Genomic DNA, 26,008 nt, shown 5'->3' with positions numbered 1-26,008 from the left:
TCGTACGGTCCGCTGCGCCGCCCGCCACGTCGATGCGGGCTACAGCGGGAAGGAAACCCAATGTCCGCGACATACCGGGCGCTCGCCTCGGTGGTCATGTTGATCGGCTTCTACGTCGTCGCGCTCCTCCAGCTCGCCGCCGTCGTCGCACTCGGGGTCTGGCTGTTCGATCACACAAACGGGGTCGTCACCGGGAAGCTGCTGCTGCCCCTGGTCATCGCGCTGGGCGCGGTGGCCGTCGGGCTGTGGCGCGCGATCCGTACGAAGAACGAGCCGGAACCCGGCCTGGTGCTCACCGACCACGAGGCACCGGGCCTGTGGGCCACCGTGCGCGAGCTGGCCAGCGCGGTGGGCACCCGCGCCCCGGACGAGATCCGGCTGGTGCCCGAGGTGAACGCGGCGGTCGCCGAGCAGAGCAAACTGCTCGGCCTGGTCGGCGGGCGGCGCACCCTGTACGTCGGACTGCCGCTGCTCCAGGCGATGCGGACCGACCAGCTGCGCTCGGTCCTCGCGCACGAGCTGGGCCACTACTCCGGCAAGCACACCCGACTCGGCGGGGTGGCGTACCGGGGTCGGCTCGCCATCGCGGAGACGCTTGACCGGATCAGCCCGCGTAACCCGGTCGGTTGGGTCTTCAAGGGCTACTCGAGGCTCTACCTGATTGTCGACAACGCCGCGTCCCGGCGGCAGGAGTTGGAGGCCGACCGCTCCTCGGTGCTGCTGGCCGGGCACGACGCCGCAGCCTCCGCGCTGCGCACCCTGCCGGCGCTCGACGCGGCCTGGGGGTTCTTCATGCGTCGCTACGTCGAGTCGGGCTGGTCGGCCGGGCTGGCGCCGGACGACCTCTTCGGTGGCTTCGGCCAGCTCCTGCACGCCCGACGGGACGAGCTCGCCGCGCTACGGGAGAACGCCCCCGACCGGGATCCCTCGCCGTGGGACACCCACCCGCCGATCGGCGTCCGGGTCGCCGCGATGGCGGCCCTGCCGGCCGGGACCGTCACACCTGACGAACGGCCTGCCGCGCTGCTGCTCGCCGACATCGACGCGGCCGGGCGGCAGTTGCAGCGGATCGTGGTCGACCACGGCCAGCGCACCGCGCTGCCCTGGGCGCAGTTCATCGCCGCGGCGGTCGCGGCCGGCGTGCAAGAGCAGGCGGACAGCATCTACCGGGCCGCCGGACGGTTCACCGGCACCTCCCAGCCCGGCCTCACCACAGTGTTGGACCTGGTGCGCTCCGGCCGGCTCGGCGAGTTCGCCGAGCAGTTCTTCGACGACGCCACCCGCAAGGAGGCCGCGGCCCGATTCGCCGGACCGATGGAGACCCTGCTCGACAACGCGGCCGTCCGCTCCGGTCAGGCCCACTGGCAGCTCTCCTGGTCCGGCCCGGCGCAGCTCGTCGGCCCGCAGGGGCAGCCGTTGGACCTCGCCGAGATCGCCAAGTTGGCCGTCGTAGCGCAGACCCTGGACGTGGCGCTGGCCCGCCTGGCCGAGCTGGGCATCGACCCGTCCGGCGCGACTGTGGTGCAGGAGCGGGCCTCCGCGCGCAACGCCGACCTGATCGGCGCGCTGGCCAACATCAAGATCGACGGTACGGAGCACGACGTGCTCGTCCTCGACCGAGGGCTGGTCCTGATCGCCAACCCGGGTAAGGCCAGCCAGGGCGAGGATCGGCTGCGCACGCTGGTCGGCTCGGTGTCGATGGCGGAACTGTCGGCCAGGCACACGTTCCTGCCGTACGAGGAGATCGTGTCCGTGGACGTCAAGCGGGAGGTGCCGCTGAAGGCGGAGGTGACAGTGCACGACGGGCGGGTCATCGCCATGCAGGAGCTTTACTCCAGCGAACTGCTGGAGAAGCAGAGCCGGAACACGCTGCTGCGGGTGTTCGGCCAGATCAGCGACTGACGCCGTTCGGGCGGTCGGGCCACCGGCCCGACCGCCCGAACCCGCGCTCAGACCTGGGCGAGGCGGGCCGCGACTGCGGCGATGTGCTCGTCGGACTCGGTGAGCGCCGCCCGTACGTGCTGCTGGCCGCCGGGACCGTAGAAGACGCCGGCCGCGACCAGGATGCCCCGCCGCGCCAGCCAGTCGACCGTCTGCCAGCAGTCTTCACCCCGGGTGAGCCAGAGGTAGAGACCCGCCTCGGAGTGCTCGACGGTGAACCCGGCACCGGTGAACGCGGCGGCCAGCACCTCCCGCCGGGCGCGGTAGCGCTCCCGCTGTTCCTCGGCGTGCCGCTCGTCCTCGAGTGCGGACACCATGGCCGCCTGCACCGGCGCGGGCACGATCATGCCCGCGTGCTTGCGCACCTTGAGCAGCTCGGCGACGAGCGCCGGGTCACCGGCGACGAACCCGGCCCGGTAGCCGGCGAGATTTGATCGCTTGGACAGCGAGTGCACGGCGAGGATCCCGGCATAGCTGCCACCGCTTACCTGCGGGGACAGCACCGAAACCGGCTCGGCCGACCAGCCCAGCGGCAGATAGCACTCGTCGCTGGCGACCACCGCGCCGCGCTCCCGAGCCCAGTCGACCACCTTGCGCAGGTGCGCCGCGGGCAGCACCCGGCCGGTCGGGTTGCCGGGCGAGTTGACCCAGACCAGCCGGACGCGCGGGGTCGGCCCGACCGAGGTGAGCGAGTCGGTGCGGACAACCGTGGCGCCGGCCAGGCGGGCACCGTCCTCGTACGTGGGGTACGCGATCGACGGCACCACCACCACGTCACCCGGGCCGATGCCGAGCAGGGTCGGCAGCCAGGCGACAAGCTCCTTCGAGCCGATGGTCGGCAGCACGCCGAGCCCGTCGACCCCGGCGCCACAGGCCCGGGACACCCACGCCGCGATCGCGGCCCGCAACGCCGGGGTGCCGGCGGTCAGCGGGTAACCGGGAGCATCGGACGCGTCAGCCAACGCCCGGCGGATCACCTCGGGCACCGGGTCGACCGGCGTACCCATGGAGAGGTTGATCAGGCCATCCGGATGCGCCGCGGCCAGGGTGGCCGCGGCGTCCAGGGTGTCCCAGGTGAACTCGGGCAGCCGCGACGAGACCGGCGCGGGCCGGTTCAGTGGCCCTCGCCGCGCGGCGGCTGCGCGGCGACGAAGGTGGCGTCCTTCTCCACCTTGCCGATCTTCGAGGCACCACCGGGCGAGCCCAGGTCCTCGAAGAACTCGTAGTTGGCGCCGGTGTAGTCCTTCCACTGCTCGGGGACGTCGTCTTCGTAGAAGATCGCCTCCACCGGGCAGACGGGCTCACAGGCACCACAGTCGACGCACTCGTCGGGGTGGATGTAGAGCATCCGGTTGCCCTCGTAAATGCAGTCGACCGGGCACTCCTCGATGCATGCCTTGTCGAGCACATCCACGCACGGCTCGGCGATGATGTAGGTCACCGGTCTTCTCCTCCGCAAGACACGCCGCGATCACCCGCGACGGTAAGAGCCTAGTATCTCGCCGGGGAGGGGGTCGATCGTGCTCCGACAGCAGGATGTGGGACACCGAATCGTAGTCCGCCGGATTGTGGGGATTCGCGAAGGCCGACCGCTCTTCTCGGACGCCCTCGGCGAGCTGGTCGAGCTGAGCGAGACTCATCTCACCCTCGCCACGGCACAGGGCCAGCTTCGCGTCCCGGTGACGCAGGTGCACCGCGCCAAGCGGGTGCCCCCGACCCGCCGGCCCACCGCCGCGGCGGTGGTGGCGCTGGAGCGGGCCGCCGACGAGGCCTGGCCGGCACCGACGCGGGGCCAGCTCGGCGACTGGCTGCTGCGTGCGGCGGACGGTTGGACCGGGCGGGCCAACTCGGCGCTGCCGCTCGGCGATCCCGACCGGCCGCTGCCCGCCGCCGTAGACGCTGTCGAACGCTGGTACGCCGACCAGGGACAGACCCCGATCATCAACACGCCGCTGCCGCTCGCCGCGCCGGTCGGTGCCGAGCTGGACGCCCGTGGCTGGGCCGCCCGCCCGCCGGTCCTGGTGCAGACCGCGCCGCTCCCCCTGCCGCCCGAGGATCGGTCCGCCCCGCGCCAGGTGGACACGGTCCCCGGCGAGGTGGACACGGTCCCCGGCGAGGTGGGCGCCGGCACCGGTGGCCGGCGGCGCGGTGTGGTCGTCGAGCTGGCCACCGCCCCGAGCGAGCCGTGGCTGGCGATCGCCGCCGGCCGCAAGGGCGGCCTACCGGAGGCCGCCCGCCACGTGCTCACCGCCGTGGACCAGGTCCGCTTCGCCCACGTGTACGTCGACGACGCGCTGGTCGCTGTCGGCCGGGGCACGGTGACCGGCCAGGGGCGCTGGTTGGGCCTGAGCCTGATCGAGGTGGTGCCGGCGGCCCGCCGCCAAGGGCTGGCCCGTCGGGTGATCCACGAGCTGGCCACCTGGGGCGTGACGGTCGGTGCGACACACACGTTTCTCCAGGTCGAGCAGCACAACACGGCGGCGGTCACGCTCTACCGGCGGCTCGGCTTCACCACCCACCACACCTACCTGACCCGGGTGGCCCCGCACTGACCCGGCCACTCGTCGGCTCGACGCGACGCCTACCGGCACGGCCCGGTCGCGCTGATCGGCTCGACCTCGCGCTGATCCACTCGACTTTCAGGAAGTCGCGGCATCCACACCGCCCGGACACCGCGACTTTCTGGAAGCCGAGTTGATCAAGGCGCGCAGCGCCCGGCACCCGGGTCAGCGGCGGACGACGCGGCGGGGCTTGGCGGCCTTGACCTCGGCGTACCGCTTGAGCTGCCACGAGCGGTAGTCACGCCCCAGTGCGGTGAGCACCAGGTAGCCGATCAGCACCCCGGCGCCGGCGGCGAGCAGGTACAGCCAGAGCTGGGCGAAGAACGTCTCCGGACCACCGGCGAACGGGTTGTGGCCGATCAGCAGCGGCCCGACCAGGACTGTCAACACCATCGCCGCCGGCACCACGACGGCCATGTCGGCCGCCCAGTCGGCAAGCGGCCGACGACGGCCCCAGCGGAAGGCGACAACGGCCAGGGTCAGCCCGATCACCGCGAACATCGCCAACGACACCCGGTCAGCGGCCGTGTCGTCCTCCTCGAAGCCGAACCGGATGACCAGCCGGGCGACCACGTTGACCGCGAACAGTGCCGCCACGAGCACCGTGATGTCACGCCACCGTCTGTCCATCGCCGGACCTCCTGCCGTACGCCCCGTCGCGGGCTCACATCCCTGGCTGGAATATCTACCATCCCTACCTGGGTGGCGTCACCAGCCCGAGCGTCGTTGGCGGAGCGAGGATCTGCCGGAAGCCCATCACCGCGAAGGTCATCGCGCCGGCCACGATCATGGCCAGGCCGACCCAGTTGTCGCCGGCCAGCAACAGGTCACCCTCGCTGGTCCGGATGGCGGCCACCGCCATCAGCGCGAACCAGGGCACCGCCGGCAGCGCCACCGCCCACCTGCGGCCGACCGCCGCGTAGGCGAACCAGCTCAGCACGATGTTGGCACCGACGGCCAGGACTGCCGACACACCGATCAACTGCCCGCCGACGCGGACCGTGGCGAGCAGCAACTCCAGCACCCCGCTCAGCACCCCGGCGACCACCACGACGATCGCGCCGGCCACCCGCAGGCCCAGGTCGAGCAGTCGCGGCGGTGGCCCCACCGGGGGCGGGGCATCCTGCTCGTCCAGAACCGTCATCGGCGCGGGCAGGGTCACCGGAGACCAGCCGCCGTGACCGGAGACCGGTCCGCGGCGGTCTCCGCGGGGAGCCCGGCGAAGAGGTCGTCCTCCCAGCCGTACGGCCCGGAGCCCGGACCCTTCTCGCCGACCGCCAGGGTGAAGAACTCCACGCCCATGAACTCGCCGCCGAAGTTGCCGGCGATCGAGTAGAGCCAGGAGGTGGCCGGGATCTGGGTGGCGTGCGCCCGCATCGCGTTTTCCTTGGCCAGGTGCTGGTCGGTGCCGTCGATCCGGGCGGCGATCCGGGCGTCCGGCGTGCCGAAGGGCAGCTCCGCAATGTCCTCGATGCCGGCGAACGGGTTGTCGGAGGACTCGGCGAAGTGCGCCAGGCCGGCCTCCAGGACGCTGAGCGGCATGGCGGTCCAGTAGACCTTCAGCGGGGCGCAGCCCTCGGCGGCGGCCAGCTCGACAGCGCGCATCGCGACCCGGTGCGCCTGGATGTGGTCCGGGTGGCCGTAGAAGCCGTTCGGGTCGTACGTGACCAGCACCTGCGGGCGGACCTCCCGCATGATCTCCACCAGGTGCCCGGCGGCCTCGTCCAGGTCCGCCTGCCAGAAGGCGCGGGGGTGTTCGTTGGTGGCGAGCCCCATCATTCCCGAGTCGCGGTAGCGCCCGGCCCCGCCCAGGAAGCGGTGGTCGCTGACACCGAGCGCGGCGCACGCGGCGGCCAGCTCGGCGATCCGGTACCCGCCGAGCTGGTCGGCCTCGGCGGCGGCGAGCTGGGCCAGCGCCGGCACGTGGATCTCGCCCTCCTCACCGAGGGTGCAGGTCACAAGCGTGACGTGGGCGCCGTCGGCGGCGTAGTGGGCCATCGTCGAGCCGGTGCCGATCGACTCGTCGTCGGGGTGCGCATGGACCAGCAGCAGGCGGCGGTCGGGCAGCATCGTCACGGCTGTCACTCTAACCGGCGGTCAGGGCCCGCCGGCGCTGACGCGTCCGCCCAGGTCGGCCACATCACCTGCGGTACCGCTCTACGATTCGGTCTGTGGACTTTCCGGAGCTGGCCGCCCGCACCCGCCGGTTCAGCCACGGTGCGCCGCGCGCTGTCTCCGTAGCTGATGACGGCTCCCGGGTGATCTTCCTGCGCTCGGCGGGGCCGGAGGACCCGGCGGACGCGCTCTGGCTGCTGGACGTGGCTACCGCCGAGGAGCGCCTGGTCGCCGACCCGACGACCCTGCTGGGCGAGGGCGGGGACGTCCGGTCGCTCTCCCCCGGCGAACGCGCACTGCGTGAGCGGTTACGGCTCAGCGCCGCCGGCATCGGCTCGTACGCGCTTGACGCGGCCGGCCGGATCGCGGTGTTCGCGCTGGCCGGACGGCTGTTCCGGGCCGATCTGGTGCACGGTGACGTGGTGGAGGTGGCCACCGACGGTCCGGTGCTCGACCCACGTCCGGACCCGACCGGGCAGCGGGTGGCGTACGTGACCGACGCCGGGCCGGGGGTGCGCCGGGGCGAGTTGCGGGTGATCGAGTCGGACGGCACCGACACCCTGCTGGCCGGCGAGGACGCCGGGGTGAGCTGGGGGTTGGCCGAGCACATCGCGGCGGAGGAGTTCGGCAGGTACCGGGGCTACTGGTGGGCACCGGACGGCCGGATGGTGCTCGCAGCGAGGGTGGACGAGTCCCGCCTGGAGCGGTGGCACCTGCACGACCCGGCCCAGCCAGCCAGCCCGCCGACCGCCGTGGCGTACCCCCGGGCCGGGGGGCCGAACGCGGAGGTCAGCCTACACCTGCTGGACCTCGACGACGGCTGGGTGGACGTGCACTGGGACCGGGAGACCTACCCGTACCTGACGGCGGTGAGCTGGGGCGAGGGCAGCCCGTTGATCACCGTGTTGCGCCGTTCGCAGCAGCATGGGCTGGTGCTCGCTGTGGACCCCCGGACGGGTGAGACGCAGGTGCACGCGGAGCTGGCGGATCCGCGTTGGGTCGAGCCGATCGCCGGCACCCCGGCACACCTGGCGGACGGTCGGGTGTTGGTCGGCGGGGAGTTGGCCCACGACGGGTACGACGCGCGGTGCCTGTTCGCGGACGGCACCCTGCTCACCCCGCCGTCGCTGTACGTGCGGCGGGTCGTGGGTCGACTGCCGGCCAGTTCCGGTCCGGCCGACCTGCTCGTCGAGGCGAGCGACGGCGAGCCGAGCGAGCGGCACCTGTTCCGGGTCCGGACCACCATCGGCGGTGGGGTGGACGCGCGCCGGATCACCACCGACTCGGGTTGGCACACCGCCGCCGTGGGCGGTGACGTGCTGGCCGTCGGGGTCGCGTCACTTGATCATGCCGGGGTGCGGTGGACGGTCCGGCGCGGCGACCAGGAGCTCGCCGAGCTGCGGTCGTTTGCCGCCGTCCCGCCATATTCTCCGCTGCCGTTGCTGGAACGGGTGACCGACCGGCGGTTGCCGGCGGCGGTGCTCTACCCGGACAACCACGTGACCGGCCGCCGACTGCCGGTGCTGCTCGACATCTACGGCGGGCCGGGGCACCAGGAGGTCGTGGCGGCGCGGGCCGCGTGGTTGGAGCGGCAGTGGTGGGCCGACGCCGGGTTCGCGGTGGTCGCCATCGACAACCGGGGTACGCCGGGCGTGGCCCCCTCGTTCGAGAAGGCCGTCCACCGACGGATGGCCGACGTGGCCCTGACCGACCAGATCGACGCCCTGACCGCGCTCGCCGGGAAACATCCCGACCTGGACATGGCGCGGGTGGGGGTGCGGGGCTGGTCGTTCGGCGGGTGGCTGGCCGGGTTGGCGGTGCTGCGCCACCCGGAGCTGTTCAAGTGCGGGATCGCGGGTGCGCCGGTGACCGACTGGACGCTGTACGACACCGCGTACACCGAGCGTTATCTCGGCCTGCCGGAGGACGGCATGGACGTGTACGCGCACCACTCGCTCATCGAGTTGGCCGCCGAGCCGGTCACCGGCCCGGACCAGGCCCGCCCGTTGCTGCTTGTGCACGGCATGGCCGACGACAACGTGGTGGCCGCGCACACGCTCCGGCTCTCGGCGGCCCTGCTGAGCACCGGCCGCCCGCACGCCGTGCTGCCGCTGACCGGGGCCACCCACATGGCAGCGAACGGCACCGCCGAGCGACTGCTTCCGCTGGAACTCGACTTCCTCCGTACCCATCTGCTGTAGGGCCAATCCTCGATAGGTGATTCCGGCACGCCGGGTGGCCGAGGGCCGGTCCAAGGCGGCCATCTGCGAGTCGCTGCGTCTCGCCGCAGGCAGCGTGGAGAAGCACGTGACGGCCGTCTTCACCAAGCTGGACCTAGCTGATGAGCGATACGTCGCGCGGTCTGTGCGGTCGGCGGCGGATGCCTTCAGGGGCGGGCGTCGTATTGGGTACGGGCTTCGAAGACGCGATCCATGTGCGTCTCCGCCCAGTTCTTGATCGCGATCATGACCGGGAACAGTTCATGGCCGAGTGGGGTGAGCTCGTAGTCGACGCGGACCGGTACCGAGGCGGTGACCGTGCGGGTGACCAGGCCGTCGCGCTCCAGCGTCCGCAGGGTCTGGGTGAGCATCTTCTGACTGACGCCGGCGATGCGGTGGGCGAGCTCGCCGTGCCGCTGCGGGCCGTCGACGAGTGCGGGGATCACCAGGGCAACCCACTTGTCGGTGAGCCTGCTCAGCAGCTCGCGGGTCGGGCACTGTTCCAGGAACGCGTCGTAGTCGCGTTTGGCCTTTTCACGGCGTTGCGCGGCGGTAGTCGTCGCCATCTTTCCCTCCTTTGGTGCCCTAGGCACTTTACGGTACCTACTTTCTCACAGTGCCGATCATTCATACGGTTCTGGTGGTCACGAGATGCCGTGAAGGAGACGACGATGCGCGCAGTCAGTTATGCAAGGTTCGGAGAGCCGGAGGTCCTGCAGGTGGCCGACGTGCCGGTGCCCGAGCCCGGGCCCGGGCAGGTGCGGGTGCGGGTCGCGGCGTCAGTTGTCCATCCGGTTGATCTGGTGGTCCGCTCCGGTCGGTTCCCGGCCCCGTTGCCGACCGGCCTGCCCTACACGCCCGGCTGGGACGTTGCCGGCAGCGTCGACGCGGTCGGCCCGTCGGTCGAGGAGCTCACGATCGGCGACGAGGTCATCGGCTTCTCGCCGTGGCTACAAACCACTGTCGGCACCCACGCGGAGTACGTGGTCCTCGACGCCGCCTGGCTGACCTCCGCGCCCACCGGCGTCCCCGCCACCGAGGCGGCGACCCTGCCGGCCAATGGCCTCGCCGCCGCGCAGGCCCTCGACCTGCTCGCGCTCCCGGCGGGTTCGACGGTGCTCGTCACCGGTGCCGCCGGGCAGGTCGGTGGGTTCGTTCTGGCGCTGGCCCGGGTGTCCGGTCTGCACGCCACGGGCCTCGCCGGGGCCGGCGACCGCGAGTTCGTCGAGTCGCTCGGTGCGGCGTTCCTGTCGCGCGCCGACGATCCGACGGGGCCGTTCGACGCGGTCATCGACCTGGCGGTGATCGGCCCCCCGCTGCTGGACGTCATCCGCGACGGCGGCGGCTACGTGGCCGCGTCACCCCCTCTTCGTCCGGAGCCGGTGCGGGGAATCCGGACCTTCGCGCTGGAGGTGCTACCGGACGGAGCCCGGCTGGGCGAGCTGGTAAAGCTCGTCACCAGCGGCGACATCCCGCTCCGGGTCGCCGACGTGTACCCCTTCGCCGACGTGGCGGCCGCCCATGATCGGCTGGCCCGAGGTGGCGTGCGCGGCGGCGTGGTGATCGTCCCCTGATCCGCGGCGGTGAGCGCGGTCAGTCAGGCCAGCTGGCGGTCGGTCCCGTCCGGATCCTCAACTGATCAGCGTCTGGCTCGCCGGCCCTCCCGCCGGCGAGCCAGACGGCGTGGCCGCGAGCTGCTGGCACCCATGCCGGCGGTTTCGGCGGGGCGTGGACGTCAAACAGGCCGGTGAGCGTCCGCGACTGCCGGTACGGCGCAGGTGTCAGGAGATCGACGGCGGCCAGCGGTGCGTACGCCACTCGCGCCACGTCGCGAATCCGGCCGGTGGCTCGTCGATGGGTTCGGTGCCGTCGAGTTCGCCAGGGGTCGGGATGTCGAAGCCGGCGGCCCACTCGGCAAGTTCCTCGTCGGACATCGGCCACGTCGTGTGTGGCGCTTCGGCCTGCCGCTGATCAACTCGTTTGCGCTGCTCAGCAGGGGTGACTTCGAAGTAGCGCAGCTCCACTGCCGCGCCGAGGTCCGCTGCCGCCTGCCGGAGGGCGGAGCGCTCGTCCCGGCTCCACAGGCCGTAGTCGATCACGACGTTGGTGCCGAGTTCGAGGGCGCGCAGCCCGATCGCGATGAGCCGTCCCTCGATCACGTCCTGGGCCGCCGCCGGATTCTCGGGCCCGTAGAGCGCCTTCACCCACTCGTCCTTCGTCAGCCGGAGGGCGTTGCGCTCGATCTCCAGACGGCGAGCAGCAGTGGTCTTCCCGGTGCACGGCAAGCCCACTGTCAGAAACAGCGTTGGCGTCATCATCACCCGCTTTCGTTGGGAGAGCGCCTCGGCGATCCACATGGCGCTCGGACGCAGCGCGAGCCGAACCCGACCTGCCAGCCGCCGACGCCGCTGTGGTGTTCAGTCGTCTTCGATGCGTCCGGTCGTGGGGTCAACCATGGCCAGGAAACCGCGGATGTTCTCCCGGTGCTCGTCGAGCGACAGGCCGGCGGTCGGGCTCATCCCGAAGCCATAGCCGGGGTTCGGCCCGCTGAGCCACGTGTAGTCGGTGCCATCGCACTCGTTTCGACGGAGAGCGAACGTCTCTCCATCGACGTCGAGCGTGCGCGCCGTGGCATCGGCGGCGTCCTCACTCTCGGGGCGCAGACCGGGCACGGCCTCGGTGCGGGCTTCCCCGTCGCCGCCATCTGGGTAGATCTCCGCCATGTGCCCATCCTCGTGGAACTGTCGGCCCGTCGCACCGATCCGCCACGGTGGGCGCGGAGGCAGCGAGATGACTCTGCGGTATCCGCAGCTGAGTCAGTCGCCGACTCTCGGGGCTCCCCACAGGGACAGGCAGAACGGATGCCCGGCCGGGTCGGCGTACACGACGCAGTGGTCCGCGTTGGGCTGATGCTCGAATCGGGTAGCGCCGGCCGCCAGCACACGCGCTCCGGTCGCCTCCAGATCGTCGACGAGGAAATCCAGGTGCATCTGCATCCCCACCTCTCCATCCGGCCAGGTGGGCGGCCGGTGGTCGTCGACCCCCTGGAACCCGAGGTCACCGTTCGGTCCTTCTACGACCGCCCAGCTCTCGTCACCCTTCGCGACCCCGCCGGTGATCTCAGCGTAGAACCGCGCGAGCGCGAGCGCGTCCGGCGCATTGACCGTCGTCACGCCGAGCCTGATCAAGTTGGACATCAGCCGATCCTAATCTGCCGGCATCTCGGCCTGAGCATCCCCCAGCGTTCCTTCCAGCCGGGCGCTCCGGCGTCGGAACTCCAGCCGTCCGGATCGACCGGGCCGTCGACCTCCACCCGTCAACGAAAACAGCAGGGTCCCCGCCCGACGGCGTTGTCGGGAGAGGACCCTGCTGGTCTGCGGTGTGACTTACGGCTTCACGTGCGCGTTCACGAATGACGGATAGCCGAAGACGCTGGAGATGAAGACCCCGCCAGCCTTGGACCCGTGCACGTTGTAGGCCACGTCCACGTAGAGCGGCACCACAGGTGCGAACTCCTTCATGATCCGCTCGTCGAGCTTGGCCCACTCGGGGCCCTGGTCGGCCGGGGCCAGTGCCAGGATGCGGTCCATCTCGGCGTTGATCGCCGGGTCGTTGAAGTAGGACTGGTCGCTGTTGCCCTCGGCCTTGATGGTGCGGCCGTCGTAGAGCACCGGCAGGATCGACGCCCCGCTGGGCCAGTCCGCAGCCCAGTTACCGATGTACAGGTCCCAGGGGTTGTTCTTCTTCTTGATCTCGTCGAGCTTCGCGTCGTCCGAGATGTTCCGGACGGTGATCTTGAAGCCGGCCCGCTCCAGGTTGGCCTTGAGCTGCGCACCCTGCTGCTGCTCGGTGGAGTTGTCGGCGACACCGAGAACCAGTTCCGGCGTCTTGCCGCCGAGCAGCTCCTTGGCCTTGTCGACGTTGCCGTTGGGCCCGGCCGGGTACGCCTCGTACGCCTTGTAGCCGATGGTTGCCGGCGGCATCAGCGTGGTCAGCGGCGCGGCGACGGTTTGGCCGCCGAGCGCCTTGATCATGCCCTCGCGGTCGATTGCGTAGTTGAGCGCCTGGCGGACCTTCAGGTCGGTGACCCGCTGGTTGTTGATGACGAGCTGGTTGGCACTCGGGGTCGGGGAGAGGAGCGTCCGCGACTTGAGCGTGGCGTCCCCGGCGACCTTGGCGACAAGCGAGGCGGGCACGGCGTTGAAGGCGAGCGCGCTCTGGTCGGCGCCGTTGTCGGCGATCACCCGGTTGTTGGCGGCGTCCGCGGTCGGGCCGAAGGTCCAGACGAACTGGTCCGGGTACTGGTGCCGGACCGGGTCGGTGCTCGGGTCCCAGTTGGGGTTGCGGTCCAGGGTGAGCGACACGCCTACCTGGTTCTTGGCGACCTTGTACGGGCCGGACGAGAACGGCTGCTTGTCCACGTCGATGCCGGTGTCCTTGTCCGCCGGCAGCGGCGCGGTGGTCGGCAGCGAGACCGCGAACGGCAGGTCACAGCGGGGCTTGGCGAACTCGAAGCGCAGCGTCTTCGCGTCCGGCGTGGAGAGGCCGGGCGGGAGCGACGTCTTGTTCTTCTTGAAGTCCCACTTGGTGTCGAACTGCGCGGTGTCGGCCAGCCACTCCTGGATGTAGGTGGGGCCGCCGGAGAGGTCGGGGTCGAAGGACCGCGCGATGCCGTACGCGATCTCCTTCGAGGTGATCGGCCGGCCGTCCTCGAACTTCACGCCGTCCTTGACTGTGAATTCCCAGACCTTGCAGTCGTTGTTGACGTTCTTGCCCGGCGTTTCGGCCAGGTCGCCGACGAGGACCAGTCCGCCCTTGCCGTCGTCCTTCCAGGTGGTCAGGTAGCGGGACCAGAGGGGGTTGGCCATCAGACCGGCGAACGAGTACGTCCGCTGCGGGTCGAGGTGGGAGATCGGCGACTCCCGGATGACGGTGAAGGTGCCGCCCTTCTGCGCCCCACTCACCTCGGCGGCCGGGCCCTGCGAGTCCTTGGGATCGGTAGCGATGACCCCGGTCTGCTGCCGCTCGGTGTTCACGGTGGTGCCCTCGCCCGTGTTCTTCGAGCACGCACCCAATGCCACCACCAGAGCGATCGCGCCGCCTGCGGCAGCCACCACGCGTGGTCTCATGAAGTACCCCCTTCACCCATGTGCCGTGCGGTTTCGCCGGGGCGAGAACCGCCGACGTCCCGAGGATCGTAAGGAAGAAAACCTACGAGTTGTGTAACAGTTGTCGATAAATTTCGCCACCAGCCGTGCGGTGACCATCAAACACGTCAGCGCAGCCGGACCCGCGGGTCGATGGCCGCGTAGAGCAGGTCCACAAGCACGTTCGCCAGCACCACGAAGACGGCCGCGATCAGCACGGTGGCCATGATGGTGGGCAGGTCACCCGAGCGCACCGCGTCCACCGCGGTACGCCCCAGCCCCTGGATGCCGAACGTCGTCTCGGTGATCACCGTGCCGCCCAGCGCCCCACCCACGTCCAGCCCGGCGATCGTCACCACCGGGGTGATCGCCGCGCGCAGCGCGTGCCGCCCGTACACAGTGGGTTTGGCCAGGCCCTTGGCCCGCGCGGTCCGGACGAAGTCCTCCGAGAGCGTCTCCAACATCTGTGCCCGGGACAACCGGGCGTAGATCGCCGAGAAGAGGAAGGCCAGCGCCACCCAGGCGAGCACCAGCCCGCTGGCCCACTTCGCCGGGTTGTCGAACAGTGACGTGTAGCTGGGCACCGGCAGCAGCCGCAGGTTGTAGACGAACACCATCAGCAGCACCGCGCCCACGAAGTAGAGCTGCAACGAGGCGCCGGTGAGTGAGAAACCGATGGCGGCCCGGTCCAGCCAGGTGCCGCGCCGCAACGCGGAGACCATGCCCAGCCCCACCCCCAGCAGCAACCAGAGGATGGCTGCCGGGATCACGATGCTCAGCGTCACCGGCAGCACCCGGGCGAGGGTGTCCGAGACGGCCTCGTTGGTGACGTACGACCAGCCCAGGCAGGGCGCGTCGCACCGGCCACCCTGGGCGCTGCCCAGGTCGCGACCGGTCACGATGCCCTTCATGTAACCGGCGTACTGGCTGACCAGCGGGTCGTTCAGACCCAGGTCGTCGCGGACCCGCTCCAACCGCTCCGGGTTGCAGTTCTTCGAGCAGATGCTGGTGACCGGGTCACGCGGCAGGGCGAAGAACATCAGGAAGGTCAGCACGCTCACCGCGAACAGGGTGAGCGTGGCGGAGAACAGCCGCTTGATCAGAAACCGTGACATGAGTCCACCCCTACCGGGACGACTTCGGGTCGAGCGCGTCCCGCAACGCGTCGCCGAAGAGGTTGAAGGCGAACACCAGCGCGAAGATCGTGATGCCCGGGAAGAACACGTACGCCGGGTCGGTCTGGAGGAAGTCCAGACTGTCGTAGATCATCCGGCCGAAACTCGGCGTCTCGTCGCTGAGGCCGACACCGATGAACGACAGCGCGGCCTCGCTCGTGATGAACTGCGGCACCGCCAGGGAGAACGAGACCAGGATCGGCGCCCAGATGTTCGGCAGCAGTTGCCGGAAGAGCATGTGCCCCAACCCGGCGCCGCTGGCCCTTGCCGCCTCCACGAACTCCCGCTCGCGCAGCGCGATCACCTGCCCCCGCACCAGGCGGGCGGTGCTGGTCCAGCCGAAGATGGCGAACACGGCGATCAGTACGCCCACGCCGAAGGCGGACGACACCTGCCCCCGCTCGCCGTAGAAGCGCAGCGTGATGGCGGGGGTGAGCGCCAGCGCGATGATCAGGAAGGGCATGGCCAGGGTCAGGTCGGTGATCCAGTTGAGCACCGCGTCGAGCCAGCCGCCGAGGTAGCCGGCGAGCGTGCCGAGCACGACGCCGATCGTCGCGGTGATCAGCGCGGCGGCGAGGGCGACGAACAACGACGTGCGCAACCCGTAGATCAGCCGGATGAAGACGTCCCGACCCAGGTTCGGCTCCAGGCCGAACCAGTGGTCCCCGCTGACGCCACCGGCGTAACCCAGCGGCATGCCGAAGCCGTCCAGCAGTTGCTGGAACTGCTCCCGCGGACCGACGCCGTAGGCCATCTCGACAAGCGGGGCCGCCAGCCCCAACACCATGAGGAAAACCAGGACCACGCCGCTGGCCACGGCCGTGCGGTCACGGCGCAGCCGCAGCCAGGCGAGCTGACCGGGCGAGCGCCCGACGACACCCTTCGTCGCCGGCCCGCCCACGTCCGGGCCGGACTCGATCTCGGCAAGCGCCACACCCTCCACCGGGGACAGGCTCATGACGGCACCTCCTCGACGTTCGCTTCGGCCCCGCGGCCGGCCGGCTCGGCCCCGAGCACGGCCGCATCCGTCACCGGGCCGGCACCCGCCGACTCCGGGCTCGTGCCGACCGCTTCCCCTTCCGGGCTCGTGCCGACCGCTTCCCCTTCGGGGCTCGTGCTGACCGCTCCCCCTTCGGGGAAGTGACACGCGGTGGCCTGCCGACCGCCGTCGCGCGGCACCAACGCGGGCTCCTCGGTGGCGCAGATGTCCTGCGCCTTCCAGCACCGGGTCCGGAACCGGCAGCCCGACGGCGGGTCGAGCGGCGTCGGCACGTCGCCGCTCAGCCGGATCCGGCCCGCCGGGCCGAGCTGGGTGACGTCCGGGATCGCCGAGAGCAACGCCCTGGTGTACGGGTGCTGCGGGCGTTCGTAGATGTCGGCGCGGTCGCCGATCTCCACGATCCGACCCAGGTACATCACCGCGACCCGCTGGCAGAAGTGCCGGATCACGGCCAGGTCGTGCGCGATGAACACGAACGCCAGGTCGAGCTCCCGTTGCAGGTCCCGCAGCAGGTTGACGACCTGCGCCTGGATCGACACGTCGAGCGCGCTCACCGGCTCGTCGGCGACGATCAGCTTGGGCCGCAACGCCAACGCGCGGGCGATGCCGATGCGCTGGCGCTGGCCGCCGGAGAACTCGTGCGGGTAGCGGTTGTAGTGCTCCGGGTTCAACCCGACAAGCTCCAGCAACTCCTGCACCCGGGCCTTGATCCCACCCGGCGGCTTGATCCCGTTCACCTGCAACGGCATCGCCACGATCCGGCCGACGGTGTGCCGGGGGTTCAACGAGGCGTACGGGTCCTGGAAGACGATCTGGAGTTCCTGGCGCAGCGGGCGCAACTCGCGCCGGCCGGCATGGGTGATGTCCCGCCCGGCGAACTCGATGCTGCCGCTCGTCGGCTCCAACAGCCGCACCAGCATCCGGCCGGTGGTGGTCTTGCCGCAGCCCGACTCCCCGACCAGGCCGAGCGTCTCGCCGGGGCGTACGTCGAAGTCGAGCCCGTCCACCGCCCGCACCAGACTGGTGGCGCGCAGCCCCTGGCGTACCGGGAAGTGCTTGGTCAGCCCGCGTACCCGCAACAGTGGTTCGTCGGTCATCTCCACAGTCCTCCGTTCGGGACCGCGGTACTCCGCTGCGCTGCGTTCCTCGCCCTCACACAGCCACCCCCACTCGTGCGACGTCCTCGGCGTAGAACGCGGCCCGCTCCTGCGCGCTCAGGTGGCAGGCGACCAGGTGACCGTCGGCCCCGGCCGCGCTGGCTGAGCCGGTCCCACCGGCCGCGCGCAACTCGGGCACCTCGCTGCGGGACCGGGTACCGGCGCGGTCCGCGTACCGGCAGCGGGGGTGGAACGCGCAGCCGGACGGCAGGTTGATCAGGCTGGGCGGGTTGCCGGGGATCGGCACCAGGTCCGCGTCCGCGTCGCCGTGCAGGGACGGCACGCTGGAGAGCAACCCCCAGGTGTACGGGTGCTGCGGCGAGCGGAGCACCTGCTCGACGCTGCCCCGCTCGATGGCACGCCCGCCGTACATGACAAGCACGTCGTCGGCGACCTGACCGACCACGCCGAGGTCGTGGGTGATCAGGATGATCGCGGAGTGGAACTCGGCCTGCAGGTCGGCGAGCAGGTCCAGGATCTGCGCCTGCACCGTGACGTCAAGTGCGGTGGTCGGCTCGTCGGCGATAAGCAGTGCCGGGTCGTTGACCAGGGACATTGCGATCATGGCCCGCTGCCGCATGCCGCCGGAGAACTCGTGCGGGTACTGGTCGAAGCGGCGGGCCGGCTGCGGGATGCCCACCCGGTCGAGCATGTCGACAGCCCGCTGGCGGGCCTCGCGCCGGCTGGCCTTCGGGTGGTGCACCCGGTACGCCTCGGCGATCTGCCGACCCACAGTGTAGTAGGGGTGCAGCGCCGACAGTGGATCCTGGAAGATCATCGCCATGTCCCGGCCGCGCAGCCGGCGTACCTCCTCGTCGGGGAGGCCGACCACCTGCCGGCCGCCGACGGAGATCTCCCCGGTGATGGTGGCCCGTTTGGGATCGTGCAGGCCGAGGATGGCCAGCGAGGTGACGCTCTTGCCGGAGCCGGACTCGCCGACGATGCCGAGGGTGCGGCCCCGCTCGACGGCGAACGACACCCCGTCGACCGCGCGCACCACGCCGTCCTCGGTGTCGAACCGGACCCGCAGGTCCCGCACCCGCAGGTAGGCGTCCTGGTCGGAGCGCTGGGCCGGCACGGCGGGACGGTCGTCCGGATCGCCGGACGGCGAGGGTTCGGAGCTGTCCACGGCCACCTCCCTCAGTGACGAAGGGAACTTACAGGAAAGTCCCGAGGGTGAAAATAAGCTACAAAGTCGGCGCGTGTCAGCGGGGCCGAGCGTAACGAGTCCGCATCGGCCCCGCACCCCCGTCACCTCGCCATCCACGCCCGTTCATCTCACATCCTCCCGTCCCGCGCCCCGCACCAGCCGCCGTCAAGGTCACGCTCGAACCAGGATGTAGTGGCATCACCGACGCGCGACACCACTACAACCAGGATGATGCGCGATCTTGCGGCTGGCGCAGGCCCGCAGCGTCAGTATTCGATGCTCTGGCGGGTCATCGAGGCTGAGGTCGTGTCGACCAGGAAACTCTGGCCCTGCACCTCTATCAACTGGAGGATGCCCGCTACGTGCGGCGGTCGACGACCAGGGTCGGCGAAGTGTTGGAGTTGACGGAGCCGGTGCGGGCCACTATCCGGCCGGAGGATCTCGTCCCCTGACGGGCGTCGGTCGGCTGGCCTAGGGTCGGTCCATGACCGAGTTCGACGCGGCAACCGCCGCCGTCCAGGCCGCCCTCGACGCGGGCGCCCGGTATGCCGACGCGCGGGTGATGCACCGCCGCTACGAGTCGATGACCGCGCGCAACGGCGACGTGGAGGAGCTGACCCAGGACGAGAGCATCGGGCTCGGTGTGCGGGCACTCGTCGGTGCGAGTTGGGGCTTCCACGCCGTACCCGACCTCTCCGACGCCGCCGCCCGCGACGCTGGCCGGCGCGCGACCCGGACCGCGATGGCAAGCGCGCGGGTCCCCGGCCCGCCGGTCGACCTGGTCGCGGCGCAGGCGTTCGTCGCGAGTTGGACCTCCGGCTGCCAGATCGACCCGCTCGGGGTGCCCCTGTCGGACAAGGGCGACCTGCTTGTCGGCGCGACCCGCACGATGGCCGAGCACGGCGCGGACCTGGCCGAGGGCCTGTACCAGATCTGGGACACCGCGAAGTGGTTCGTCTCCAGCGAGGGCCACCGGATCGACCAGCGGATCCGCGAGTGCGGTGGCGGCATCTCGGCCACCTCGATCGGCGACGGTGAGACGCAACGCCGGTCCTGGCCGAGCTACCGCGGCCAGTACGGCACCACCGGCTGGGAGCTTGTCGAGTCGCTGGACCTGGCCGCGCACGCCGCGCAGATCGCCGAGGAGTCCCGGGCGCTGCTCACCGCGCCGCAGTGCCCGGCCGGCGAGACGGACCTGATCCTCGGCGGCGAGCAGCTGGCCCTGCAGATCCACGAGTCGGTCGGGCACGCCATCGAACTGGACCGCATCCTCGGCTGGGAGGCCGCCTTCGCCGGTACGTCCTGGCTGGACCTGGCCCAGCTCGGTTCGCTGCGCTACGGCTCCGAGCTGATGAACATCACGATCGATCCGACCATCCCGGGTGCGCTCGGCAGCTTCGGCTTCGACGACGAGGGTTCCCCGGCGGTCAAGCGGGACGCGGTCCGCGACGGTCGCTGGGTGGGGGTGCTGGCCGGCCGGGACTCCGCCGCCATGGCCGGCCTCGACTACGGCGGCAGCGTACGCGCGGACGGGTGGGCCCGGCTGCCGATGGTGCGGATGACGAACGTCGGCCTGGAACCCGGCCCGCACACCCTGGAGGAGATCATCGCGGCCACCGACGACGGGGTGTTGATGGACCTCAACCGGTCGTGGTCGATCGACGACAAGCGGCTCAACTTCCAGTTCGGCTGCGAGGTCGGCTGGGAGATCAGGAAGGGGCGGCGGGGACGGATGTTGCGCAATCCGACGTACACCGGGATCGGTCCGCTCTTCTGGCGCTCGATGGACATGCTCTCCAGCGAGACGGTCCCCTGGGGCACGCCCAACTGCGGCAAGGGCCAGCCCGGCCAGATCGGGCACACCGGTCACCCGGCCGCGCCGGCCCGGTTCCGCAACGTCCGGGTCGGAGTGTCCGCGTGAGCGCGAGGAGCGAGCCGGGTCTGCGAGCCCCGCAGTCGCGAACGAAAGGCGGCTCGGCGAGCGCGAGGAGCGAGCCGGGTCTGCGAGCCCCGCAGTGGCTGACGAAAGGTTGCTCGGCATGACCGAGTTGGAGCTGGCCGGGCAGGTCATCGAGCTGGTGCGCCGCCTCGGCGGGCCGGCGTCCCAGGCCGAGGTGGTGGTGACGCGGGCGGATCTGGCGCTGACTCGGTTCGCCAACTCGGCCATTCACCAGAACGTCGCGGAGTCGACGGTCGGGGTCCGGCTACGGCTGCACGTCGACGGGCGGACGGCCGCCGGCAGCGGCAGCGTGGTCACCACCGACGGGCTGAGCGCGCTTGTCGAGCGCACCCTGGCCGCGGCGCGGCTCGGACCGCCCGACCCGGGCTGGCCGGGCCTGGGCGCGCCGGTGCCCGTGCCGGCCGCTCCGGCGGTCGACGAGGCCACCGCGCACGCCGAGCCGGACCAGCGGGCCGACCGCGTCGGCGCGTTCGTGGCCGCCGCCGGTGGCCTCAGCACGGCCGGCTACTGCCGCACCGCGCACCGCTCGTCGGCGTTCGCCAACTCGGCCGGGCACTCGGCCTCCGGCCGCTCGGCGGAGGCGGCGATGGACGGCATCGCGCGCCGCGACGGCGCGGACGGGGTGGCCCGCCGCCACGTCGACCGACTCGCCGACCTCGACGGCGCGGAGCTTGGCGCGCAGGCGGCGGCGAAGGCCCAGGCGGCGGCCGACCCGGTCGAGTTGCCGCCGGGGCGCTACGAGGTGGTGTTCGAGCCGGCCGCAGTGGCCGACCTGTTGCAGAACCTCTCCTTCTACGGCTTCAACGGCAAGCGGTACGCCGAACGGCAGTCGTTCGCCGAGCCGGGTACGGCCCAGTTCGACAGGGCGGTGACCCTGGTGGACGATCCGCTGGGCGGGTCAGGGCTGCCGTTCGACGCGGAAGGCACCGGTCGGCAGGCGCTGACCCTGGTCGAGGCGGGCATCACCCGGGCCGTGGCGCACGACCGGCGGACGGCCAACGAGGCGGGTGCGCGCTCCACCGGGCACGCGGTAGCGGGTGGCGCCACCTGGGGGCCGATGGCCCGCAACCTGCGGCTGTCCGGTGCGACGGCCGGCCCGGCCAGCGCGACCGGGCGGAGCACGACCGGTGGGGCGGCCGGCGCGGTGGTCGACGCGGACACCGCGGCGCTTGTCGCTGAGGTACGCCGGGGGTTGCTGGTCACCGATCTGTGGTACACGCGGGTCCTCGATCCGAAGAGCCTCGTCGTCACCGGGTTGACCCGCAACGGTGTCTGGCTCATCGAGAACGGCACTGTCGTGCGGGCGGTACGTGACCTGCGGTTCACCGAGTCGTACCCGCGCGCGCTCGGACCCGGGACGGTGCTCGGGCTGGGCGCTCGGGCGGTGCGGCAACCGGATCGGGTGGACGGTGTGTGGTGGGCGGCCCCTTCGCTGCGACTGGCGTCCTGGCACTTCACCGGTGGCGCCTCGGGGTGACGGCGACGGCCTGCCGCCGGCCGGCCCAACGCGGCTTTTTCGCAGGCCAGACACACGGGACGGTCCCTTGCGCGGACGGCTCGCAGAGATCGGCGTAACGTGTGTCACTTAGCTGCGCCGGTCGATCCGGCGTGGTCGTTGGTGTGCGCAGGATGTGGCAGCGGGTGCGGGTTCGCCGGTCCGCGTGCCGACCGGAGAAAGATCAGCCCGCCCGTACGGGCCCGTCGAGGAGACGACTCGAATGACTTCAACGGCAACGAAGCCGCGGGGAGCGCGGGCGCGCGCCGCGATCGCGGCGAAGACGTTGCGTACCGACCGTTGGTGGTTCGCCCCGCTGATCACCGTGATCGGGCTCAGCGCCTGGGTCGCGTACGCGACGGTCCGGGTCTTCATGCACGACAACTACTGGGTGGACGCGTACCACTACCTGACCCCGTTCTATTCCCCGTGCGTGACCGACCGGTGCGTCGAGGCCGCCTCGCATTTCGGCCGGTTCCTGCCCGGCTGGTGGATCATCCCGGACGCCGCGCTGACCCTGCCGTTCCTACTGCTGTTCCGGCTCACCTGCTACTACTACCGCAAGGCCTACTACCGGTCGTTCTGGCTGTCGCCGCCGGCCTGCGCCGTGCCGGACGGCCACAAGGAGTACGCCGGGGAGACCCGCTTCCCGCTGCTCGGTCAGAACCTGCACCGCTACTTCTTCTACGCTGCCGCGATCATCTCGCTGATCAACACCTGGGACGCGATCCTCGCCTTCCACTCGCCAAAGGGCTTCGGCTTCGGGCTCGGCAACATCATCCTGGTGCTCAACGTGGTGATGCTCTGGGCGTACACCATCTCCTGCCACTCCTGCCGGCACATCATCGGCGGCCGGCTCAAGCACTTCTCCAAGCACCCGGTGCGGTACAAGGCCTGGACTGTCGTCTCGGCGTTGAACGTCCGGCACATGCAGCTCGCCTGGATCACCCTCGGCACCCTGGCGCTCGCCGACTTCTACATCATGGCGCTCGCGGCTGGCTGGTTCTCCGACCTGCGGTTCATCAACTAAAGGGCCCCTGACATGACCACTACCACTCGCATCGAACGACACCACTACGACGTCGTCGTCATCGGGGCCGGCGGCGCCGGTCTGCGCGCGGCGATCGAGGCCCGGCTCGCCGGCAAGAAGACCGCGATCATCTCCAAGTCGCTCTTCGGCAAGGCGCACACGGTGATGGCCGAGGGCGGCGCGGCAGCCGCCATGGGCAACGTGAACAGCCGGGACAACTGGCAGGTGCACTTCCGCGACACCATGCGCGGCGGCAAGTTCCTCAACAACTTCCGGATGGCCGAGCTGCACGCGAAGGAGGCACCGCAGCGGATCTGGGAGTTGGAGACGTACGGTGCGCTCTTCGACCGCACCAAGGACGGCAAGATCTCGCAGCGCAACTTCGGTGGCCACGAGTACCCGCGCCTGGCGCACGTCGGCGACCGGACCGGCCTGGAGCTGATCCGCACCCTGCAGCAGAAGATCGTCTCGCTCCAGCAGGAGGACCAGCGGGAGTTCGGCTCGTACGACGCCCGGATCAAGGTGTTCTCCGAGACCACCATCACCGAGCTGCTGCTCGACGGCGACCGGGTGGCAGGCGCGTTCGGCTACTACCGCGAGTCGGGCGAGTTCATCCTCTTCGAGGCGCCGGCCGTGGTGCTGGCGACCGGCGGTGTCGGGCGCTCCTACAAGGTCACCTCGAACTCCTGGGAGTACACCGGGGACGGGCACGCGTTGGCGCTGCGCGCCGGGGCGACGCTGATCAACATGGAGTTCCTCCAGTTCCACCCGACCGGCATGGTCTGGCCGCCCTCGGTGAAGGGCATCCTGGTCACCGAGTCGGTGCGTGGTGACGGTGGTGTCCTGAAGAACTCCGAGGGCAAGCGGTTCATGTTCGACTACGTCCCCGACGTCTTCCGCAAGCAGTACGCGGAGACCGAGGAGGAGGCGGACCGCTGGTACACCGACCCGGACAACAACCGGCGTCCGCCGGAGCTGCTGCCCCGCGACGAGGTGGCCCGCGCGATTAACAGCGAGGTCAAGGCCGGTCGGGGCTCCCCCGCCGGTGGCGTCTTCCTGGACATCGCCAGCCGGCGTTCGGCCGACGAGATTCGCCGGCGGCTGCCGTCGATGTACCACCAGTTCAAGGAGCTGGCCGACGTCGACATCACCGCCGAGCCGATGGAGGTCGGGCCGACCTGTCACTACGTGATGGGTGGCGTCGAGGTCGACCCGGACTCGGGTGCCGCCTTCGGCCACGTACGCGGCCTGTTCGCCGCCGGTGAGGTCTCCGGCGGCATGCACGGCTCCAACCGACTCGGCGGCAACTCCCTGTCCGACCTGCTGGTGTTCGGCAAGCGGGCGGGCGGGCACGCGGCCAGCTACGCGGACGGGCTGTCGGCCCGGCCGAAGGTGGCGGTGGACGCGGTCGAGGCGGCGGTGGACACCGCCCTGGCCCCGCTGCAACGGGACACCGGTGAGAGCCCCTACACCCTCCAGCAGGACCTCCAGGTGGTCATGGGGGATCTGGTGGGGATCATCCGCCGGGAGGGTGAACTGGCCGACGCCCTGGTGCGGCTGGCCGAGCTGCGCGAGCGGGTGGCCAAGGTGAGCGCGGTCGGCGGTCGGCGCTACAACCCGGGCTGGCACCTCGCGCTGGACCTGCGCAACATGCTCGTGGTCTCGGAGTGCACCGCGAAGGCGGCGCTGGAGCGGCAGGAGTCGCGCGGCGGGCACACCCGGGAGGACTATCCGGCGATGGAGCCGAAGTGGCGGCAGGTCAATCTGGTCTGCTCGCTCGACGGCGACAGCGTACGGCTGACCCGCAAGCCGCTGCCGAAGATGCGGCCGGAGCTGATCGGCCTCTTCGACCGTGCGGAGCTGGCCAAGTACCTCACCGACGAGGAGTTGGCCGACTTCGACGCCCTCGTCGCCGACGCTGGAGAGGCGGACAACCGATGAGCGCGAAGCGTCAGTTCCGGATCTGGCGGGGCGACGAGACCGGCGGAGACCTGCAGGACTACATGGTGGAGGTGAACGAGGGCGAGGTGGTCCTCGACATCATCCACCGCCTCCAGGCCACCGACGCGCCGGACCTGGCCTGCCGGTGGAACTGCAAGGCCGGCAAGTGCGGCTCCTGCTCCATGGAGATCAACGGCAAGCCGCGGTTGGGGTGCATGACCCGGATGTCGACCTTCGGCGACGAGGAGACCGTCACGGTCACCCCGCTGCGGACGTTCCCGGTCATCCGGGACCTGGTCACCGACGTCTCGTTCAACTACCAGAAGGCGCTGGAGACCCCGGCGTTCGCCCCGCCTGCGGACGTTGCCCCGGGTGACTACCGGATGCAGCAGGTCGACGTCGAGCGCTCGCAGGAGTTCCGCAAGTGCATCGAGTGCTTCCTGTGCCAGACGGTCTGCCACGTGATCCGCGACCACGACGAGAACAAGCAGGCGTTCTCCGGCCCCCGGTACTTCATCCGCGCGGCCGAGCTGGACATGCACCCGTTGGACACCCGGACGGACCGCAAGGAGTACGCGCAGGCCGAACAGGGCCTCGGTTTCTGCAACATCACCAAGTGCTGCACCGAGGTCTGCCCCGAGCACATCAAGATCACTGATAACGGGATCATCCCCATGAAGGAACGGGTCGTCGACCGCAGGTACGATCCCCTTGTGTGGCTTGGTAGCAAGATCTTCCGTCGGGGCGAGACGCCCCAGACCAGCGTGACCACCGCCCGTCAGGGCTCGACGACGTCGGGCCCGACGCGGGCCGGGGTGCACTCGCACGCCGGTGGTTCGCACAACCCGAGCGCCGAGGCGCAGGCGCAGAGTGGCGTGAACTGGGACCGGGAGGTGCCCCACCCGACCGCTCCGGCGGTGGACGACCGGGGCAAGCTGCCGCTTACCGAACTCACGTTCGACCGGGCCGCAGCGCCGTCGCCGTTCGGTGACGACGTGACCTTCCCGCTGCCTCCGGAGCACCTCAACTTCGCCCACCCGGACCAGGACAAGCAGCACTAACCACCCGAACGAAAGCGGGGGCCGTGGCTATCGCCACGGCCCCCCCCCCCCTAACC

At 70.7% G+C, this 26,008-nt stretch carries 23 protein-coding genes; 9 read left to right on the top strand and 14 right to left on the bottom strand.

All coding sequences use genetic code 11. The annotated features are described in order from the left end of the window. The first annotated feature begins 60 nt into the window (after positions 1-60). The gene (locus tag AB0B85_RS03595) at positions 61-1,902 is read left to right on the top strand and encodes a M48 family metallopeptidase (protein WP_357403147.1); all 1,842 of its coding nucleotides are present in this window, start codon (positions 61-63) and stop codon (positions 1,900-1,902) included. Between the two features lie 47 nt (positions 1,903-1,949). Here the strand turns inward: AB0B85_RS03595 and dapC are convergent, their stop codons facing one another. Then, positions 1,950-3,059 (bottom strand): succinyldiaminopimelate transaminase, encoded by a 1,110-nt coding sequence (gene dapC, locus AB0B85_RS03590; protein WP_357403331.1) that lies wholly within the window; start codon positions 3,057-3,059, stop codon positions 1,950-1,952. Beyond that, positions 3,056-3,382 (bottom strand): ferredoxin, encoded by a 327-nt coding sequence (gene fdxA, locus AB0B85_RS03585; protein WP_007464872.1) that lies wholly within the window; start codon positions 3,380-3,382, stop codon positions 3,056-3,058. Before fdxA ends, dapC begins: the two co-directional genes overlap by 4 nt. A 79-nt stretch (positions 3,383-3,461) precedes the next feature. Between fdxA and AB0B85_RS03580 the strand changes: the two genes are divergently transcribed. Beyond that, positions 3,462-4,493 carry a GNAT family N-acetyltransferase gene (locus AB0B85_RS03580; protein ID WP_357403145.1) on the top strand — a complete coding sequence of 344 codons (1,032 nt, stop codon included), beginning with the start codon at positions 3,462-3,464 and terminating at the stop codon, positions 4,491-4,493. Between the two features lie 174 nt (positions 4,494-4,667). Here the strand turns inward: AB0B85_RS03580 and AB0B85_RS03575 are convergent, their stop codons facing one another. The 3 genes from AB0B85_RS03575 to mshB form a co-directional block, all read right to left on the bottom strand. Next, positions 4,668-5,132, bottom strand: coding sequence for a hypothetical protein (locus AB0B85_RS03575; RefSeq protein ID WP_357403143.1), 465 nt, complete (start codon positions 5,130-5,132; stop codon positions 4,668-4,670). Positions 5,133-5,196: 64 nt separating this feature from the next. After that, entirely contained in the window at positions 5,197-5,646 is a 450-nt protein-coding gene (locus AB0B85_RS03570) for a hypothetical protein (RefSeq protein ID WP_357403329.1), read from the bottom strand. 14 nt (positions 5,647-5,660) lie between these two features. Then, complete coding sequence (gene mshB, locus AB0B85_RS03565; protein ID WP_357403141.1) at positions 5,661-6,587, bottom strand: N-acetyl-1-D-myo-inositol-2-amino-2-deoxy-alpha-D-glucopyranoside deacetylase; 927 nt, start codon at positions 6,585-6,587, stop codon at positions 5,661-5,663. 86 nt (positions 6,588-6,673) lie between these two features. Here mshB and AB0B85_RS03560 point away from each other — a divergent pair, with 86 nt between their 5' ends. Beyond that, positions 6,674-8,818 carry a prolyl oligopeptidase family serine peptidase gene (locus AB0B85_RS03560; RefSeq protein ID WP_357403139.1) on the top strand — a complete coding sequence of 715 codons (2,145 nt, stop codon included), beginning with the start codon at positions 6,674-6,676 and terminating at the stop codon, positions 8,816-8,818. A 185-nt stretch (positions 8,819-9,003) separates the two neighbouring features. On the opposite strand, the gene AB0B85_RS03555 is transcribed toward AB0B85_RS03560, so the two are convergent. Beyond that, complete coding sequence (locus AB0B85_RS03555) at positions 9,004-9,402, bottom strand: helix-turn-helix domain-containing protein (protein WP_357403137.1); 399 nt, start codon at positions 9,400-9,402, stop codon at positions 9,004-9,006. Positions 9,403-9,507: 105 nt separating this feature from the next. Here AB0B85_RS03555 and AB0B85_RS03550 point away from each other — a divergent pair, with 105 nt between their 5' ends. Further along, positions 9,508-10,410, top strand: a complete 903-nt coding sequence (locus tag AB0B85_RS03550) for an NADP-dependent oxidoreductase (protein WP_357403135.1) — start codon at positions 9,508-9,510, stop codon at positions 10,408-10,410. Positions 10,411-10,617: 207 nt separating this feature from the next. Here AB0B85_RS03550 and AB0B85_RS03545 read toward each other — a convergent pair whose 3' ends face one another. From AB0B85_RS03545 to AB0B85_RS03510, 8 genes are all read right to left on the bottom strand, one after another. Next, the gene (locus AB0B85_RS03545; RefSeq protein ID WP_357403327.1) at positions 10,618-11,154 is read right to left on the bottom strand and encodes an ATP-binding protein; all 537 of its coding nucleotides are present in this window, start codon (positions 11,152-11,154) and stop codon (positions 10,618-10,620) included. Between the two features lie 99 nt (positions 11,155-11,253). Further along, the gene (locus tag AB0B85_RS03540; protein ID WP_357403133.1) at positions 11,254-11,559 is read right to left on the bottom strand and encodes a hypothetical protein; all 306 of its coding nucleotides are present in this window, start codon (positions 11,557-11,559) and stop codon (positions 11,254-11,256) included. A gap of 93 nt (positions 11,560-11,652) precedes the next feature. Next, positions 11,653-12,033 carry a VOC family protein gene (locus tag AB0B85_RS03535; protein WP_357403131.1) on the bottom strand — a complete coding sequence of 127 codons (381 nt, stop codon included), beginning with the start codon at positions 12,031-12,033 and terminating at the stop codon, positions 11,653-11,655. A 189-nt stretch (positions 12,034-12,222) separates the two neighbouring features. Continuing rightward, positions 12,223-13,965: an ABC transporter substrate-binding protein gene (locus AB0B85_RS03530; RefSeq protein WP_357403129.1), complete on the bottom strand. Its 1,743-nt coding sequence runs from the start codon at positions 13,963-13,965 to the stop codon at positions 12,223-12,225. Between the two features lie 146 nt (positions 13,966-14,111). Continuing rightward, positions 14,112-15,098, bottom strand: a complete 987-nt coding sequence (locus tag AB0B85_RS03525) for an ABC transporter permease (protein WP_357403127.1) — start codon at positions 15,096-15,098, stop codon at positions 14,112-14,114. 10 nt (positions 15,099-15,108) lie between these two features. Beyond that, entirely contained in the window at positions 15,109-16,116 is a 1,008-nt protein-coding gene (locus AB0B85_RS03520; RefSeq protein ID WP_357403124.1) for an ABC transporter permease, read from the bottom strand. Further along, positions 16,113-17,255 (bottom strand): dipeptide ABC transporter ATP-binding protein, encoded by a 1,143-nt coding sequence (locus tag AB0B85_RS03515; RefSeq protein WP_357403122.1) that lies wholly within the window; start codon positions 17,253-17,255, stop codon positions 16,113-16,115. Before AB0B85_RS03515 ends, AB0B85_RS03520 begins: the two co-directional genes overlap by 4 nt. 55 nt (positions 17,256-17,310) lie before the next feature. Then, entirely contained in the window at positions 17,311-18,393 is a 1,083-nt protein-coding gene (locus tag AB0B85_RS03510) for an ABC transporter ATP-binding protein (RefSeq protein WP_357403324.1), read from the bottom strand. A gap of 556 nt (positions 18,394-18,949) precedes the next feature. On the opposite strand from AB0B85_RS03510, the gene AB0B85_RS03505 reads away from it, so the two are divergent. The 5 genes from AB0B85_RS03505 to AB0B85_RS03485 all read left to right on the top strand — a co-directional run bounded on the left by AB0B85_RS03505 (position 18,950) and on the right by AB0B85_RS03485 (position 25,952). Beyond that, on the top strand, positions 18,950-20,386 hold the full coding sequence (locus tag AB0B85_RS03505; protein ID WP_357403120.1) for a TldD/PmbA family protein: 1,437 nt from the start codon (positions 18,950-18,952) through the stop codon (positions 20,384-20,386). 118 nt (positions 20,387-20,504) lie between these two features. Next, positions 20,505-21,902, top strand: coding sequence for a metallopeptidase TldD-related protein (locus tag AB0B85_RS03500; RefSeq protein WP_357403118.1), 1,398 nt, complete (start codon positions 20,505-20,507; stop codon positions 21,900-21,902). Positions 21,903-22,143: 241 nt separating this feature from the next. Beyond that, positions 22,144-22,950 carry a hypothetical protein gene (locus AB0B85_RS03495; protein ID WP_357403116.1) on the top strand — a complete coding sequence of 269 codons (807 nt, stop codon included), beginning with the start codon at positions 22,144-22,146 and terminating at the stop codon, positions 22,948-22,950. Positions 22,951-22,962: 12 nt separating this feature from the next. Beyond that, positions 22,963-24,891 (top strand): fumarate reductase/succinate dehydrogenase flavoprotein subunit, encoded by a 1,929-nt coding sequence (locus tag AB0B85_RS03490; protein ID WP_357403114.1) that lies wholly within the window; start codon positions 22,963-22,965, stop codon positions 24,889-24,891. Then, a complete protein-coding gene (locus AB0B85_RS03485) occupies positions 24,888-25,952 on the top strand; it encodes a succinate dehydrogenase/fumarate reductase iron-sulfur subunit (protein WP_357403112.1) in 1,065 nt (354 codons plus the stop codon). Before AB0B85_RS03490 ends, AB0B85_RS03485 begins: the two co-directional genes overlap by 4 nt. Positions 25,953-26,008 lie beyond the last annotated feature (56 nt).

Source organism: Micromonospora sp. NPDC049044, from assembly GCF_040649215.1.
Lineage (GTDB): Bacteria > Actinomycetota > Actinomycetes > Mycobacteriales > Micromonosporaceae > Micromonospora.
This window is presented reverse-complemented; position numbering and strand designations above follow the sequence as displayed.

Bases quoted from the DNA above. Each gene is read 5' to 3' on its own strand.
- AB0B85_RS03595 (WP_357403147.1), top strand. From the start codon at position 61: ATGTCCGCGACATACCGGGCGCTCGCCTCGGTGGTCATGTTGATCGGC.
- AB0B85_RS03575 (WP_357403143.1), bottom strand. From the start codon at position 5,132: ATGGACAGACGGTGGCGTGACATCACGGTGCTCGTGGCGGCACTGTTC.
- AB0B85_RS03570 (WP_357403329.1), bottom strand. From the start codon at position 5,646: ATGACGGTTCTGGACGAGCAGGATGCCCCGCCCCCGGTGGGGCCACCG.
- AB0B85_RS03555 (WP_357403137.1), bottom strand. From the start codon at position 9,402: ATGGCGACGACTACCGCCGCGCAACGCCGTGAAAAGGCCAAACGCGAC.
- AB0B85_RS03550 (WP_357403135.1), top strand. From the start codon at position 9,508: ATGCGCGCAGTCAGTTATGCAAGGTTCGGAGAGCCGGAGGTCCTGCAG.
- AB0B85_RS03545 (WP_357403327.1), bottom strand. From the start codon at position 11,154: ATGATGACGCCAACGCTGTTTCTGACAGTGGGCTTGCCGTGCACCGGG.
- AB0B85_RS03540 (WP_357403133.1), bottom strand. From the start codon at position 11,559: ATGGCGGAGATCTACCCAGATGGCGGCGACGGGGAAGCCCGCACCGAG.
- AB0B85_RS03535 (WP_357403131.1), bottom strand. From the start codon at position 12,033: ATGTCCAACTTGATCAGGCTCGGCGTGACGACGGTCAATGCGCCGGAC.
- AB0B85_RS03530 (WP_357403129.1), bottom strand. From the start codon at position 13,965: ATGAGACCACGCGTGGTGGCTGCCGCAGGCGGCGCGATCGCTCTGGTG.
- AB0B85_RS03525 (WP_357403127.1), bottom strand. From the start codon at position 15,098: ATGTCACGGTTTCTGATCAAGCGGCTGTTCTCCGCCACGCTCACCCTG.
- AB0B85_RS03520 (WP_357403124.1), bottom strand. From the start codon at position 16,116: ATGAGCCTGTCCCCGGTGGAGGGTGTGGCGCTTGCCGAGATCGAGTCC.
- AB0B85_RS03515 (WP_357403122.1), bottom strand. From the start codon at position 17,255: ATGACCGACGAACCACTGTTGCGGGTACGCGGGCTGACCAAGCACTTC.
- AB0B85_RS03505 (WP_357403120.1), top strand. From the start codon at position 18,950: ATGACCGAGTTCGACGCGGCAACCGCCGCCGTCCAGGCCGCCCTCGAC.
- AB0B85_RS03500 (WP_357403118.1), top strand. From the start codon at position 20,505: ATGACCGAGTTGGAGCTGGCCGGGCAGGTCATCGAGCTGGTGCGCCGC.
- AB0B85_RS03495 (WP_357403116.1), top strand. From the start codon at position 22,144: ATGACTTCAACGGCAACGAAGCCGCGGGGAGCGCGGGCGCGCGCCGCG.
- AB0B85_RS03490 (WP_357403114.1), top strand. From the start codon at position 22,963: ATGACCACTACCACTCGCATCGAACGACACCACTACGACGTCGTCGTC.
- AB0B85_RS03485 (WP_357403112.1), top strand. From the start codon at position 24,888: ATGAGCGCGAAGCGTCAGTTCCGGATCTGGCGGGGCGACGAGACCGGC.